Genomic DNA, 14,375 nt, shown 5'->3' on the forward strand with positions numbered 1-14,375 from the left:
AACTTTTCCCTTTTCATACGGTTATAAGTTGCATATTCCCTTTCCAACCTCCTTTATTTCAAAATCTTTATTGAATATTATACTACAAATTAACTTATTAAAAATAATTGTTTTATCTTTGACAGATACGTCGAATCTTATTAAACGAACAGTATGGAAAAGACACTTGTTATCCTAAAACCCTGTACCATTCAGCGAGGACTGATTGGAGAAATAATCTCCCGCTTCGAGAGAAAAGGTTTACAACTGGCAGGCATGAAAATGATCTGGCTGACAGATAATATCCTCAGTGAACATTATGCACACCTAAAAGAAAAACCATTCTTCCAACGCATCAAAGACGCCATGTCGGTATGTCCCGTCATCGTATGTTGCTGGGAAGGGGTGGACGCCATCCATGTCGTTCGCCAGCTGGCTGGTGCCACCAACGGAAGGAACGCACAACCGGGAACCATCCGTGGCGACTTCAGCATGAGCGTACAAGAAAACATCGTCCATGCTTCCGATTCACCCGAAACAGCAGCCATCGAGTTGAAACGTTTTTTCAATGATGACGAATTGTTTGACTACAGAATGAACAACTTGCTTGCGACTTATGCCAACGATGAGTTTTAAAACGTAAAAGAGCCGGAATGTATGGGGAATTCCTATACTTCCAGCTCTGATATTTTAGAACTTTTGCCCTATCCTTCTCGAACCAGACAAAACAACCTAATTACTAATCTAAAAATCTAATACCATGAAAAAACACACTACGCTTATATAACCGGAGCATAGGATAAAAAGTTCACTACGATTCCAATAATTGACAAAGAAATTTGTTCCGGTTGCTTAATTCCCGAATTGCCGTTATATTTGTACCTCGTTTGAAATAAAAATACAGACATTATAAAACGTAATAAATATATGCATAACTGGTTTGAATGTAAAGTCTCCTTCGAAAAAGTCATGGAGAATGGAATGCAAAAGAAAGTGACGGAACCTTATCTGGTTGACGCCCTGTCATTCACGGAAGCTGAAGCTCGTATCATCGAAGAAATCCGTCCTTTCGTCTCCGGGGAGTTTACGGTGACAGACATCAAACGCGCACGCCTGTCGGAATTGTTCTTCAACGAAAACGGCGACCGTTTCTATAAAATCAAAGTTTACTTCATCACCCTTGATGAAAAAAGCGGAGCCGAAAAGAAAACAGCCGCACAGATGTTGGCACAGGCGTCTGATCTAAAAGATGCCATCGCCGTATTGGAAGATGGCATGAAAGGGACGCTTGCCGACTATACCATTGCATCCGTTACGGAAACTCCGCTGATAGATGTCTTTCCTTTTGACGCCAACAGTGTCCCTGCGGAAAAGAAATCAGAGGAAGAACTGATTGCCGAACAGAAAAAACTGGCTGAAACAAGAGAAGCATGAGCATCACCGAAAATATAACAAGACTGAAAGCATCGCTGCCGGCAGGTGTCACGCTGGTGGCGGTCTCCAAGTTCCATCCCGCCGAGGCTTTGCAGGAAGCCTACGATGCCGGACAACGTGTATTTGGTGAAAGCAGGGCCCAAGAATTGACAGCTAAACAAAAAGTCTTGCCCAGTGACATCGAATGGCATTTTATCGGCCCATTGCAAAGCAACAAAGTAAAAGATATTGCCCCGTTCATCCACACGATACACAGCATTGACTCGCTGAAACTATTGCAGGAAGTCAATAAGCAAGCGGCCAAGCATGGCCGCATCGTCCGTGTTCTGCTGGAAATACATGTCGCTCAGGAAGAAGCCAAGCATGGTTTCAGTCCCGACGAATGCCGTGAACTGCTGCACAGTTTATCACCCGAAGCTCTTCCCAACCTCCGGATATGCGGACTGATGGGGATGGCTACAAACACCGACAACACATCACAGATCCAAGATGAGTTCCATAAGATCCATAAACTTTTCACTGAACTGAAAAGCTCGGTATTCAAGGGTGATGAATATTTTTGCGAATTATCGATGGGAATGAGCCATGACTATCCGATCGCTATCCGTGAAGGTAGTACGATGATACGCATAGGAACCAGCATTTTTGGAGAACGGGAATATTGAGTTTTAACCATTTTAAATAACAAGAATAGATAAGGGAGAAAATAATTCTCTATTTTTGTAATCGTTGAACATAATTGAATCTGACATGATTGACATTAAGACACAATATGCGGGACTGACACTTCGTAACCCGCTTATCGTCGGAAGTTCCGGTTTGACAAACAACGCGGAACGAAATAAGGAATTTGAAAAAGCCGGTGCAGGTGCGATCGTACTGAAATCACTCTTCGAAGAGCAGATTGAAATGCAAAGCGATGTGCTGATGCAGGAGTCGGACTATCCCGAGGCGGCCGATTACATACGCGGCTATGTAAAAGCAAATCAAATAAACAGCTATCTGGAACTGATCCAGAAGACGAAAGAACTATGTACCATCCCGGTTATCGCAAGCATCAACTGCTATAAATCGGATGCATGGGTCGAATTTGCCCGCCAGATCGAGTTGGCAGGAGCCGACGCCTTGGAACTGAACGTGTTCTTCTTGGAAACAGACCTCACGTACAACAGTGATAATATGCGCGATTTGTATGTCAATATTATCCGCAAAGTGAAAGAAACGGTTTCGATCCCTGTCATGATCAAAATGAGCAAAATGGTCGGTAATATTCCGGCTGTAGCCCATACGCTGACAGTAAACGGGGCGGACGGAATCGTCCTCTTCAACCGTTTTTACCAACCGGATATCGACATCAACAATATGCAAATAGTCTCAGGTAATGTCTTCAGTAATCATTCTGACTTGAGCGACACGCTTCGCTGGACAGCAATCGTTTCAGGTAAAATACCCGGAATCAGTATTGCTTCCTCTACCGGAGTACACGATTGGGAAGATGTCATCAAATGTTTACTCGCAGGAGCCGATGCCGTACAGATGTGTAGCGCCGTCTATACACATGGGGCAGAAATTATCTCACAGGTGCTCACCTGTATCGAAGAATGGATGCACCAGGCACATTACCAGTCGCTTGACCAGTTCAAAGGTAAACTAAACTATGCCAACATCCCCAATCCGGCGATGTATGAACGCTCACAGTTCATGAAATATTTCTCCAACAGAGATTAAACAAACGATACTTCGTCATCCGACAAAATTATTTCAAAGGGGCTGTGTCAATTCCCTTGTTCCTGTGTCAAGTACGGGGCAAGAGAATTGGCACAGCCCCTTTTACAACAGAAAACAACACATATTTTTGTAAAAAAGATGATCCGGATAAAATATTTTCCACTAAACATTATTTATATTGAAAATATTATATATCTTTGTACCCATCAATAACATATAAGAATATGGAACCAATTTGTGCGATCAAAGATATATACAAAATTTTATATCAGTTCGAGAAAACCTTTGCGGAAGTACACGATATTACAATCAACGAGGCCATGTTGCTCTGCTGCCTGAAAGACGGAGAAACGAAATCGGCCGGTATGATCTGTGAATATATAGGCCTGTCCAACTCACGCGTTTCGAAAGTCATCACAGCCGTAGAGAATAAAGGTTATATCCGCCGCAACATCAACAAAAACGACAAACGGCAGATGTTCTTCTCCCTCACCCCTAACGGAAAAGAGAAAATACAGAAGATGATGAATGCAGAACTGTGTTTCGACGAATTGTTCGAGAAACTGAAAACTTGTATGGAAAAAGGTTAACCCCTTTTTTACCCCAATATTTTCTATTAACAAATATGTATAATATAAATAATACTTTTACAACATGAACTACCTGATTATCGGAGGAGTAGCCGGAGGAGCTACCGTTGCAGCACGTCTGCGCAGAATGGATGAAAAAGCCAATATCGTCCTGTTCGAACGAGGAAAATATGTATCGTATGCAAACTGCGGTCTACCTTATTATATAGGTGACACGATTAATAACCGGGAAAAGCTATTCGTACAGACAGTGAAAGGTTTCACTGATCGTTTCCGGATCGACATCCGCACAGAACAAGAGGTAACCGCCATCCGTCCGGATAAAAAAGAAGTGGAAGTCAAGAACCTATCCACTGGTGAAATTTACACCGAAACATACGACAAACTGGTACTTTCACCGGGAGCCGAACCGCTCCGACCGGGTATCGAAGGGATCGGAAGCAAGAAGATATTCACTCTCCGTAATGTGCCGGACACCGATACGATCAAGAATTACATCAATATCGAAAAGCCGAAACGCGCTATCGTTGTGGGGGGAGGCTTTATCGGACTGGAAATGGCGGAAAACCTGCACGATTTGGGTATCCAGGTCGACGTGGTGGAAATGGCTAACCAAGTAATGGCTCCGTTAGACTTCTCGATGGCGGCAATCGTACATCAGCAACTAACCGATAAGGGAGTCGGGTTACATTTGGAAGATGGTGTCAGCCGCTTTGAAGAAAAAGACGGTGGTGTGACCGTACACCTCCGTAGTGGCAAACAGATCGCTACCGACATGGTTTTACTGAGCATTGGGGTACGTCCGGAAACCAAACTGGCAAAAGAGGCCGGACTCGCCATCGGAGAACGGGGCGGTATTGCCGTAAACGACTATATGCAAACTTCCGATGCCGACATATATGCCCTCGGCGATGCCACGGAAGTAAAAAATCTCGTTACCGGACAGCCCTCTCTCATCCCTCTGGCAGGACCAGCCAATAAACAGGGACGCATCGTGGCGGACAATATCATATTCGGTAATAAAAAGAAATATGCAGGTTCGATCGGAACTTCCATCGCCAAAGTCTTCGACCTGACAGTCGCCGCCACCGGTGCTAATGCCAAGCTGCTACAACGGAACAACATTCCCTACACCTCTTCTTATACACACGGAGCGTCGAATGCCGGCTACTACCCCGGAGCTGTTCCGATGTCGATTAAAATTCTGTTTGATCCGGAAAACGGCAAACTCTTAGGCGCCCAAATAGTTGGCTTCAACGGAGTAGACAAACGCATCGAAATGCTGGAACAGGTGATCCAACGAGGAGGAACCATCTATGACCTGACAGAGCTGGAACATGCATACGCTCCTCCTTATTCGTCAGCAAAAGATCCGGTAAACATGGCTGGATTCGTAGCTGAAAACATATTGAAAGGAAAATCGCAAATCATCCAGTGGCGCGAACTCGCCGAACTGCCTGCCGACACAATCCGGATCGATGTCCGTACGCGCGACGAACACAAATTAGGATCAATCCCCGGATTCATCAACATACCGGTTGACGAGCTGAGAGAACACCTGGACGAACTGCCGAAAGATAAACTGATCATTGTCAGTTGTGCAGTCGGGCTTCGTGGCTATTTAGCCTACCGCATCTTGGTACAGAACGGTTTCAAGAATGTGCGCAATCTATCCGGCGGATACAAGACATGGAGTGTGGCGACCGCCCCTGTCAAGGAGGTTGCCCCCTGCAATCCGGGATCATCGGAAGGTGCAAACTGTGAATGTTCCGCTATCCCCACACTGAAGGTAGATGCTTGCGGACTGATGTGCCCGGGTCCCGTAATGCAACTGAAAAAGAATTACGAAACACTGAAAACCGGCGAGCAACTCCAGATAACCGCTACCGACCAGGCGTTCGGTAAAGATGTCGCCTCTTGGTGCAAAGTGACAGGTGCCGAACTGGTTGCGCTGGAAAACAAGAACGGAGTCGTTGCCGCCACCATCCGCAAACAAGAAAAGACAGCCCCCCACGCAAGCGTGCAGAATAATGCCGATAACAAGACACTGATCGTATTCAGTGATGACTTGGATAAAGCGCTGGCCTCTTTCGTCATTGCCAACGGAGCAGCTTCGACCGGCAAAAAGGTAACGATGTTTTTCACCTTCTGGGGATTGAACGTAATCAAGAAGCAACAAAAACCGGCCGTCTCCAAAGATATTTTCGGCAAGATGTTCGGCTGGATGCTTCCGGCACACAGCGGCAAGCTCAAACTATCTAAAATGAACATGGGAGGTGCCGGTAGCTGGATGATGCGCCTTATCATGAAGCAAAAGCGGATCGACAGTCTGGAAAGCCTGATCCAACAAGCCGTAGACAACGGCGTGGAAATGATTGCCTGCACCATGAGCATGGATGTGATGGGCGTGCAAAAAGAAGAGTTGATGGACAATGTTACGCTAGGCGGCGTAGCTTCTTATCTCGAACGAGCCGAGGAAGCGAATGTAAACCTGTTCATCTAAAAAGACATTATTACAAAAAAGTCAATCTTCATGGCGACAAAGACGGTCGTCGCAGAAATGAAGATTGACTTCCCCTATAATGACGACCGTCTTCGTGCTGATGAAGTCAACCTTCGCGGCAACGAAGACGGTCGTGTTTTTTTAATACGAATATTTACTTAATCATATCAAATCCCGTATACGGAACCAACGCCTTCGGAATGCGGATGCCTTCGGGTGTCTGATTGTTTTCGAGTAAGGCTGCAACGATACGCGGCAAAGCCAATGCACTTCCATTCAGAGTATGGCAGAGCTGTGTCTTTTTGTTTTCGTCGCGATAACGACATTTCAAGCGGTTTGCCTGGTAATTGTCAAAGTTAGAAACCGAGCTTACCTCCAACCAACGTTTCTGGGCTTCCGAATAAACTTCAAAATCGAAACACAGAGCAGCCGTAAAACTCATATCGCCACCACAAAGACGTAAAATACGGTAAGGAAGTTCCAATTTCTGAAGCAGACCTTCCACGTGATCCAACATTTCCTGATGAGACTGTTTGGAGTGTTCAGGTTTATCGATACGAACTAATTCCACTTTGGAGAACTCATGCAAACGGTTCAGTCCGCGCACATCTTTTCCGTATGAGCCGGCTTCGCGACGGAAACACTGCGTATAGGCACAATTCTTGATCGGCAACTGCTTTTCGTCGAGGATAACATCACGATAGATATTAGTGACCGGGACTTCGGCTGTCGGGATCAAATAAAGATCATCCACTTCGCAATGATACATCTGTCCTTCCTTGTCAGGCAACTGGCCCGTACCATAACCGGAAGCAGCATTCACAACTGTCGGCGGCATAATTTCCGTATAACCGGATTTACGGGCTTCATCCAGGAAGAAGTTAATCAGCGCACGCTGCAACTGTGCACCTTGTCCTTTGTAAACCGGAAAACCGGCACCTGTGATCTTCACACCCAAGTCAAAATCGATCAGGTCATATTTCTTTGCCAATTCCCAATGAGGCAGTGCGTCTTTCGGCAGTTCAGTTTCCATACCGCCCATCTTTTCCACCTTATTGTCGTCAGCTCCCACACCTTCAGGAACTTCATCGTAAGGAACATTCGGGATTGTATAGAGCAAGTTCTGCATATCTTCGGCCGCCTGATCCATCTCAGCCTGGATAGCTTTATTGGCTTCCTTGATCTCGGCAACACGTTGCTTGGCAGTTTCGGCCTCCTCTTTTTTACCTTCTTTCATCAGCATACCGATGGTTTTCGAAGTCTGGTTCACCTCTGCCAGGTTTTTATCTAATTGATTTTGCGCACCACGTCTTTTATCGTTCAATTCGATCACTTTTGCGATGCTTTCCTGTGCACCTTTAAAGTGTTTCTTTTCCAGACCACGAATCACCCGGTCTGTCTCTTCCGTAATTACTTTAAGCGTCAACATACTTTAATGATGTTTTTTTATTTGAGTTGCAAAGATAAGCAAGATTTATGATTTATCATCGACGCATAAATCATAATTCATAATTCATAAATCACAAATTCTTCACCCGCCCGCCTGTAAGCCATGACCGGACATAATAAGGTTCACTCAGGCTGCTGACAATCACGCCACTCGAAGTGCTGGTATGAATAAACTTTCCGTTTTTCAGATAAATACCAACATGATTGGGCACTTTCTTCCTTCCCTTGCCTGTCCGAAAAAAGACCAGATCGCCTTCCTTCAGGCTGGCACGATTGACTTTCTTGCAATTGTGCTTCAGCATATCGGCCGACGAACGTGCTAACTGCTTTCCATACACTTCACGAAATACGATCGCCACAAAACCGGAACAGTCCACACCTTTCTTTGTCAACCCTCCCATCCGGTGAGGGACACCTAACCATTTGGCTCCTTCATTGTACAAAAATATATTATCATCCGGAGTCAGACGAACACCATAGAGGCGAGAAAGTTCTTTCGGTCCCTTGAAATCTGCCGGCAAGGCTACACGCTGTTTCTTGCTGCCACACGACGTAAGCGTCAAAACAAACAACAGTATCCAAAAGAAAAACAGGTTATATTTTTTATGAATCATAACGATTTTGCATGTTAAGAATATGTTCTACAAATATAGTATATTCCTACGATAATTCTTACCCTCTCCATCAATCCCAACAGGAGGTAGAGACTTCTTCCTCACACGCATATCCAAACGCCAAGTCTTCATCATCATAGCCAAAGGCGAATAAAGAACAAACTATTCGGATGCCTCCAACATTTGTACAAAGTATGTCAAAACTTCTTAACTAAAAAAGCGGTACCCCCTTTCGGAGATACCGCTTTCCTTATCTTAAAAATGTCTTCCTTATGCTTCTGCTACCACTTCTTTTACAGAAACGAAAGAACGGTTTTCTTTGCCTCTACGGAAAGTTACTACGCCATCAACCAATGCATACAACGTATGATCTTTACCGATACCTACGTTTTCACCCGGATGATGAACTGTTCCTCTCTGACGAACGATGATGTTGCCAGCTTTAGCAACTTCGCCACCGAAAAGCTTAACACCTAATCTCTTACTTTGTGATTCACGGCCGTTCTTAGAACTACCCACACCTTTCTTATGTGCCATTTCTTCTTTTCTCCTTTAAACGTTAAGCAACAATTTCTTTTACACTCACTTCAGTGAACTGCTGACGGTGACCGTTCAGTTTACGATAACCTTTTCTTCTCTTCTTGTGGAAGATCAGCACTTTATCACCTTTTACCAGCGGAGACAGTACTTCGCATACTACCTTTGCGCCTTCTACGGTAGGAACACCTACTTTAACTTCACCATTGTTGTCAACCAACAATACTTTTTCAAATTCCACAACAGCACCGCTTTCTGCGTTCTGAATGTGATGAACGAACAACTTCTTTCCTTCTTCAGCCTTGAACTGCTGTCCGTTAATTTCTACGATTACGTACATCTGTCTTTTATATTTAAACAGGTTATGTCCCGGAGGTGGATACACTTCTAAGCATCACTTGTTTACCTCCTGCAGAATTCAGAGCGCAAAATTACGGTTTCTTGACGTATCATCCAAATCTTTTTGAAACTATTTTCCAAAATGATAGCTTCCCGAACCGATCTCGATTTCCATATATCCTTCTGTTGCCGAAACTCTACGCACGCCCGGCAAATGGCCGACCGTCACATTATATTTCTTCGGAATCCGGACGATTGCCGACGTATTACCCGGCAACGTGATATCCCAGCTAAAGTCGCCCCCCTTCTTGGTCCATGCACTCTTGATCTCTCCGTACACCGAACCGTAAGAAGCGGAAACTTCGTCAAGGCCATCAGGGAAAACAGGCTCCATCACCAACTTTTTGAAACCGACTGCATCAGGAGCGCATTTGATACCGGCCAGGTCTTCATAGTACCAGATCAGCAGGTCGCCGAGCAACATCACATGGTTGGCGGAGTTCATGGCCGGATTAGCCGTATCACCGTTCCAAAGTTCCCAAATAGTTGTCGCACCGTTCTTGATCATATATCCCCAACTCGGATACGTCTCGTTCGTCAATATCTTATAGGCCATATCGACACGCCCGTACTCAGTCAGTCCGCGCATCAGGTGCTGGATTCCCAAGACTCCGGTACTTACATGCCCGTTAAAATCCCCCTCCGTCTTTTTCATGATATTACTGAAAACCTTCCCTTCATACCCTTCCGGCACAAGTCCGAGGCGCAACGAAAGGATGTTAGCTGTAACCGTATTATTACCATATTCCGCTGTTTCCTCATTAAAAAATCTGGCATTATAAGCCGCCTTCATTTTAGCTGCCAGAGATTCATAGCCGGGGATATCCACATCCTGTCCGCAGATACGGGCAAAACCGATCATCTTATTCAGCAAATCATAATAGACAGTCGTACTGAGAATAGCACCGTCTGTCTTGCGGGAAGGATCTTTGGAATGGATCAGTTCCTGCGATTCGGGAGGCATACACCAGTCGCCATACTGGTCTTTCGTCATGATATAGTCCTTCATGGTCACTTCTTCCATATGCGCCATCCAGCGTTTCATGGCAGGATAATGGGCACGAATCGCACTGTCGTCACCGAACTGGCGATACAGCATATCCGCCACATAGAAGAAAGCAGACGGCCAGGTTACATCATCAGCATAGATCGTCCAGTAATTCGGGGAGACATCCGAGATGCTTCCTTCCGGGCTCATAGAATCCTCAATATCCTGCAACCATTTATTATACAACTGGGCATTATTGAAAATAAAGGCTTCGCCATAAGCACCCGTCGCACGGTCGCCCAACCAACCGAGACGCTCGTCACGCTGCGGGCAATCGGTCGGCATTCCACGATAGTTGCCTCGGATGCCCCAATACGCATTCTTGTGTATCTGGTTGACCAGCGGATGGGAGGTTTCAAAACGTCCGGTTGTCGCCATCTCGTCATAAATCACATGTCCGGTAAACGCAGACAGTTCCGGTTTATAATCGAGCCCCGAAACTTCCACAAAACGGAAACCATGATACACAAAGCGGGGCTGCCAACTGAAATCACCGTCTTTAGCCGGAGTATAAACATCAGTCACCTGTGCGGTACGCAGGTTTGCCAGATAGAGCGAACCGTCTTTCTGCAACAATTCGGCAAACTTCATCGAAACAGGTTTGTCTTTCTTCCCCTTCAAGTCAACAGAGAGCCAACCGACCATGTTCTGTCCCATATCCAGGATATACTTTCCATCGGGACGTTCAAAAATGGCAACAGGTTTCAACGTTTCTTGTACGCGGATATTCGGATTCTGCTGCGCAGTCAGTTTACCCGTAGGAGCTTCCATCACATCGGGAGTCTTCCATGCACCATCATTGAAACCATTCGTGTTCCAACCTTCCATCTCGAGGCGGGCATCATATTCTTCACCATCAAACTCGTTATTTGCGATAATCGGGCCTTTCGAAGTGATTTTCCAAGACGTATCACTGGCGACCGTCTCCTGCGACCCGTCTGTATATTCGATCTGGAGTTGTGCAAGCAAACGGGGCAAACCGAATGTTTTCATTCCCGGGTTACGCATAGAGAAGAAACGGCCATTCCCCAAAATCACCCCCAACGTATTCTTGTCGGGAGCCATCAAAGCTGTTACATCATATACATTATAATATATACGTTTATAATACAGGGACGGCATCGGGGCAAACACATCCTCGCTTACTTTCTTTCCGTTCAGGTAAGCCTCATACGAGCCAAGGCCGGAAATATACAAGACAGCCCTTGCCACTGCCTTATCCGCCGTAAACTCTTTACGCAGATATCGAGCGGCCAAACGTGTTTTATTGTTTCCACCGGCCACACCTATCTCCTCTCCCGGATTGGAAAGGGAATTTTCACCAATCCAAGTCGCTTTCCATTCCGAACCATCGAGCAACGCCATCGACCATCTGCCGGCATCACTCCAAGGAGTATCACCCTGATTAGTCGTCAATTTCACACGCCAATAGTAAGGTTTCCCCGATTCCAGCGCTTTTCCGGCATACGGAACCAGTACCGATTCGTCCGAACGGACCACTCCCGAATCCCACCAAAGCCCGTCACCGGACTCCAACTGTTCAGGAGAAGCGGCCACCTGTATCTGATAGGCAGTCTGTTTCAAATCCGGCTTGCCGGAAGCTATCTGCCAGGAAAAACGGGGTTGCACCACATTGATTCCCAATGGATTTTCTTTCATCTCCAACCGGAGGTTCTTCACTTCGACAGTCGAATCGGACGAACATCCCGTCCATCCCAAGACCAAAGCGACCAGAAGCAATAAAGCTGTCTTTTTCATATCGTTGCGATTTAATCTGTTAATAGCATGACTTTGTTTTCAAAGGAAACGATTTCTTCACAGACTCCGTTTCTAAAAATGATTTTATATCTTATGATTTTGATAAAAAAGAGCCGGAAGCGGCCTTGCGATCGTTTGCCCGGCCGACCAAAAGGAAGAGTCGGTTCGATTCCCATCCGTTTCCAATCCGATGCAAGTGTAATTTGTTTTCGACAACGTCGAAAATATATACGACAACGTCAAGAATTTATACGACAATGTCGAAAACATACACGACAATGCAGAAAGCAAATTACACTTGCATCAAATCAGAAAGACATCAGGTTGCATTCCTAAAGCAAATTAAGTACTTTTGCCTGTAATTAACGACTAAAAGAAAGAGCGATATGAATTATTACGAACTTACATTCACATACACCTCTCCTGTCGAGACTTCCATCATCAATGACGTATTGGCAGCCGAACTGGGAGAAATCGGTTTTGAAAGTTTTGCCGAAAACGAAAACGGGTTACAAGGGTATATTTCCGACCAACTATATAATGTAAAGGGATTGCAGGAGAAACTTGCCGAATTTCCGTTGGAAAACGTGGAAATCCATTTTACTGAAACAATGGTGGAAAGCAAGGACTGGAACGAAGAATGGGAAAAGAACTATTTCAAACCGATTCGCATCGGCAAGGATTGTATCATCCGTGCTTCATTCCACGAACATGAGCCGGGTTATACCTATAACATCATCATCGATCCGAAGATGGCATTCGGGACCGGCAACCATGAGACAACCTTCTTGATGATCAGCGAAATGCTCAAACTGGACCTCATCGGCAAAGAGTTGCTCGATATGGGTTGCGGAACAGCCGTACTGGCCATCCTCGCCCGTATGAAAGGAGCCGGACGTGTGGTGGGCATCGACATCGACGAATGGGCCTACAACAATGCGCTCGAAAACATCCGCCTTAACAATACGAACGATATCATGGTCGCCCTGGGAGGGGCCGAACAGATCCCGGCATTCGGAACATTCGACATCGTATTCGCAAACATCAACCGGAATATTCTGCTGAATGACATCCGCCATTACAACGAGTGTATGAAACCCGGAGCCTTCCTTTACATGAGCGGCTTTTATGTAGAAGACATTCCTGCCATTGAAGAGGAGTGCAAACGTAACGGATTAGCATTGTTGTCGCACACAGAGAAGAATAATTGGGCAGCGGTGAAAGTCCAAAAACAATAACATTAATTAACCCTAAAAGTTAAGGCCAAAATAAACCATCATTCAAGTATATTCGTTATCTTAGTAGCAACATTATAAAAAGAAAGAGTTATGAAAAACGTAGATTCTAAATTATTACTGGGATTAGTAGTTGGTGCAGCCGTTGGCGCCGCAGTTGGTTATCTGGCAGCAACAGATAAAAGGGAACAACTATTGGACGAATTGAATGGTGTAGTTGGTAAAGTAAAAGAAGGCTTCAATTCTGCTCTTGCCAAATATAAAGAAGGAAAAGCTGAAATTGCAAAAACTACAGAAGAAATCGTAGCAGAATAATTTTGTATGGAGAAAGACTCAGGTGAAATCTTCCGGGAGCTGAAAAAAGATCTTTCGGCTTACGTGGAGTTGAAGCTCGAACTCCTAAAATTAAACACATATGAGAGAACGGGAAAGGTTATTGCCGTTCTTTCATATGGTGTTATTTTACTATTTCTGGCTTTCTTTGCGATTCTGTTCATTTTCCTCGCATTAGGTTTTTTCCTGGGGGATCTGTTCGGTTCGGCTGGTTCGGGATTCGGCGTGGTAGCCGTACTCTATCTGCTGCTGATCGGCATTATTATTATGAACAAAGACAGAATCAGCAATAAAGTATTAAACGTTGTGATCTCCGCATTGACAACAAATGATGATAAAACAAACGCGACAGACAATGAACAATCCGCAACAGACACCACTGGAGAAACTGATTTCTGACCGTCGCCGCATCCAACAGGAATGCACGATACAGGAGCGGAAATTGAATGCCGACTTCTCCTACATACAAGAGAATGCCGGAACGTTGTTACTTTCAGGTGTCTCCGCACTCCTATTCCCCAACACAAAAGCCAAATCCAAAGGGACAGAAAGCAACCGGCCCGCACAGACACCGGAAGTGCCATCCATGTCATTAGGCTTTGCCGATTATCTTTCTGTGGCACAAGGATTATTACCCGTCGCATGGGATGTCGCACGCCCATTATTGACTGCCTGGGGCATCCAGAAAGTCCAGACATGGATAATTAAGAAACTTTTCAAGAAAAAGAAATAAGCCTCAACAATTAATTTATGTTAGAGGGCATATTT

Annotated in this window: 16 protein-coding genes; 11 read left to right on the top strand and 5 right to left on the bottom strand. The window is 45.2% G+C overall.

Features of this window, described 5'->3' with window-relative positions:
- Positions 1-153: 153 nt before the first annotated feature.
- The 7 genes from ndk (at position 154) to NQ564_RS09470 (ending at position 6,396) form a co-directional block, all read left to right on the top strand.
- Positions 154-615, top strand: a complete 462-nt coding sequence (ndk, locus tag NQ564_RS09440) for a nucleoside-diphosphate kinase (RefSeq protein WP_008150491.1) — start codon at positions 154-156, stop codon at positions 613-615.
- Positions 616-906: 291 nt separating this feature from the next.
- Positions 907-1,413 carry a DUF4494 domain-containing protein gene (locus NQ564_RS09445; RefSeq protein WP_008150493.1) on the top strand — a complete coding sequence of 169 codons (507 nt, stop codon included), beginning with the start codon at positions 907-909 and terminating at the stop codon, positions 1,411-1,413.
- Positions 1,410-2,078, top strand: a complete 669-nt coding sequence (locus NQ564_RS09450) for a YggS family pyridoxal phosphate-dependent enzyme (protein ID WP_008150494.1) — start codon at positions 1,410-1,412, stop codon at positions 2,076-2,078. Before NQ564_RS09445 ends, NQ564_RS09450 begins: the two co-directional genes overlap by 4 nt.
- Positions 2,079-2,163: 85 nt before the next feature.
- Positions 2,164-3,141: a dihydroorotate dehydrogenase-like protein gene (locus NQ564_RS09455; protein WP_008150496.1), complete on the top strand. Its 978-nt coding sequence runs from the start codon at positions 2,164-2,166 to the stop codon at positions 3,139-3,141.
- 224 nt (positions 3,142-3,365) lie between these two features.
- Positions 3,366-3,731 (top strand): MarR family winged helix-turn-helix transcriptional regulator, encoded by a 366-nt coding sequence (locus tag NQ564_RS09460; protein WP_008150504.1) that lies wholly within the window; start codon positions 3,366-3,368, stop codon positions 3,729-3,731.
- Positions 3,732-3,795: 64 nt separating this feature from the next.
- A complete protein-coding gene (locus tag NQ564_RS09465) occupies positions 3,796-6,234 on the top strand; it encodes an FAD-dependent oxidoreductase (RefSeq protein ID WP_129650060.1) in 2,439 nt (812 codons plus the stop codon).
- Positions 6,235-6,264: 30 nt separating this feature from the next.
- Positions 6,265-6,396 carry a hypothetical protein gene (locus tag NQ564_RS09470; protein WP_008150509.1) on the top strand — a complete coding sequence of 44 codons (132 nt, stop codon included), beginning with the start codon at positions 6,265-6,267 and terminating at the stop codon, positions 6,394-6,396.
- Here the strand turns inward: NQ564_RS09470 and serS are convergent.
- From serS to NQ564_RS09495, 5 genes are all read right to left on the bottom strand, one after another.
- Positions 6,389-7,663: a serine--tRNA ligase gene (gene serS, locus NQ564_RS09475; RefSeq protein ID WP_008150511.1), complete on the bottom strand. Its 1,275-nt coding sequence runs from the start codon at positions 7,661-7,663 to the stop codon at positions 6,389-6,391. The genes NQ564_RS09470 and serS overlap by 8 nt on opposite strands.
- A 91-nt stretch (positions 7,664-7,754) precedes the next feature.
- Positions 7,755-8,297 carry a C40 family peptidase gene (locus tag NQ564_RS09480; RefSeq protein WP_008150512.1) on the bottom strand — a complete coding sequence of 181 codons (543 nt, stop codon included), beginning with the start codon at positions 8,295-8,297 and terminating at the stop codon, positions 7,755-7,757.
- 270 nt (positions 8,298-8,567) lie between these two features.
- Positions 8,568-8,834 (bottom strand): 50S ribosomal protein L27, encoded by a 267-nt coding sequence (gene rpmA / locus NQ564_RS09485; RefSeq protein ID WP_005861909.1) that lies wholly within the window; start codon positions 8,832-8,834, stop codon positions 8,568-8,570.
- 22 nt (positions 8,835-8,856) lie between these two features.
- Positions 8,857-9,174 (bottom strand): 50S ribosomal protein L21, encoded by a 318-nt coding sequence (rplU, locus tag NQ564_RS09490; RefSeq protein WP_005641072.1) that lies wholly within the window; start codon positions 9,172-9,174, stop codon positions 8,857-8,859.
- A gap of 129 nt (positions 9,175-9,303) precedes the next feature.
- Entirely contained in the window at positions 9,304-12,039 is a 2,736-nt protein-coding gene (locus tag NQ564_RS09495) for an alpha-L-rhamnosidase (RefSeq protein ID WP_008150515.1), read from the bottom strand.
- A gap of 386 nt (positions 12,040-12,425) precedes the next feature.
- On the opposite strand from NQ564_RS09495, the gene prmA reads away from it, so the two are divergent.
- The 4 genes from prmA to NQ564_RS09515 all read left to right on the top strand — a co-directional run bounded on the left by prmA (position 12,426) and on the right by NQ564_RS09515 (position 14,340).
- Complete coding sequence (prmA, locus tag NQ564_RS09500; protein WP_008150518.1) at positions 12,426-13,277, top strand: 50S ribosomal protein L11 methyltransferase; 852 nt, start codon at positions 12,426-12,428, stop codon at positions 13,275-13,277.
- Positions 13,278-13,367: 90 nt separating this feature from the next.
- Positions 13,368-13,589: a YtxH domain-containing protein gene (locus tag NQ564_RS09505; protein WP_008150520.1), complete on the top strand. Its 222-nt coding sequence runs from the start codon at positions 13,368-13,370 to the stop codon at positions 13,587-13,589.
- A gap of 6 nt (positions 13,590-13,595) precedes the next feature.
- Entirely contained in the window at positions 13,596-14,006 is a 411-nt protein-coding gene (locus tag NQ564_RS09510) for a phage holin family protein (protein WP_008150522.1), read from the top strand.
- Positions 13,963-14,340 carry a hypothetical protein gene (locus tag NQ564_RS09515; RefSeq protein WP_008155328.1) on the top strand — a complete coding sequence of 126 codons (378 nt, stop codon included), beginning with the start codon at positions 13,963-13,965 and terminating at the stop codon, positions 14,338-14,340. Before NQ564_RS09510 ends, NQ564_RS09515 begins: the two co-directional genes overlap by 44 nt.
- Positions 14,341-14,375: the final 35 nt, after the last annotated feature.

The sequence above is a fragment of the Parabacteroides johnsonii DSM 18315 genome (genome assembly GCF_025151045.1).
Lineage (GTDB): Bacteria > Bacteroidota > Bacteroidia > Bacteroidales > Tannerellaceae > Parabacteroides > Parabacteroides johnsonii.

Bases quoted from the DNA above. Each gene is read 5' to 3' on its own strand.
- ndk (WP_008150491.1), top strand. From the start codon at position 154: ATGGAAAAGACACTTGTTATCCTAAAACCCTGTACCATTCAGCGAGGA.
- NQ564_RS09445 (WP_008150493.1), top strand. From the start codon at position 907: ATGCATAACTGGTTTGAATGTAAAGTCTCCTTCGAAAAAGTCATGGAG.
- NQ564_RS09450 (WP_008150494.1), top strand. From the start codon at position 1,410: ATGAGCATCACCGAAAATATAACAAGACTGAAAGCATCGCTGCCGGCA.
- NQ564_RS09455 (WP_008150496.1), top strand. From the start codon at position 2,164: ATGATTGACATTAAGACACAATATGCGGGACTGACACTTCGTAACCCG.
- NQ564_RS09460 (WP_008150504.1), top strand. From the start codon at position 3,366: ATGGAACCAATTTGTGCGATCAAAGATATATACAAAATTTTATATCAG.
- NQ564_RS09465 (WP_129650060.1), top strand. From the start codon at position 3,796: ATGAACTACCTGATTATCGGAGGAGTAGCCGGAGGAGCTACCGTTGCA.
- NQ564_RS09470 (WP_008150509.1), top strand. From the start codon at position 6,265: ATGGCGACAAAGACGGTCGTCGCAGAAATGAAGATTGACTTCCCCTAT.
- serS (WP_008150511.1), bottom strand. From the start codon at position 7,663: ATGTTGACGCTTAAAGTAATTACGGAAGAGACAGACCGGGTGATTCGT.
- NQ564_RS09480 (WP_008150512.1), bottom strand. From the start codon at position 8,297: ATGATTCATAAAAAATATAACCTGTTTTTCTTTTGGATACTGTTGTTT.
- rpmA (WP_005861909.1), bottom strand. From the start codon at position 8,834: ATGGCACATAAGAAAGGTGTGGGTAGTTCTAAGAACGGCCGTGAATCA.
- rplU (WP_005641072.1), bottom strand. From the start codon at position 9,174: ATGTACGTAATCGTAGAAATTAACGGACAGCAGTTCAAGGCTGAAGAA.
- NQ564_RS09495 (WP_008150515.1), bottom strand. From the start codon at position 12,039: ATGAAAAAGACAGCTTTATTGCTTCTGGTCGCTTTGGTCTTGGGATGG.
- prmA (WP_008150518.1), top strand. From the start codon at position 12,426: ATGAATTATTACGAACTTACATTCACATACACCTCTCCTGTCGAGACT.
- NQ564_RS09505 (WP_008150520.1), top strand. From the start codon at position 13,368: ATGAAAAACGTAGATTCTAAATTATTACTGGGATTAGTAGTTGGTGCA.
- NQ564_RS09510 (WP_008150522.1), top strand. From the start codon at position 13,596: ATGGAGAAAGACTCAGGTGAAATCTTCCGGGAGCTGAAAAAAGATCTT.
- NQ564_RS09515 (WP_008155328.1), top strand. From the start codon at position 13,963: ATGAACAATCCGCAACAGACACCACTGGAGAAACTGATTTCTGACCGT.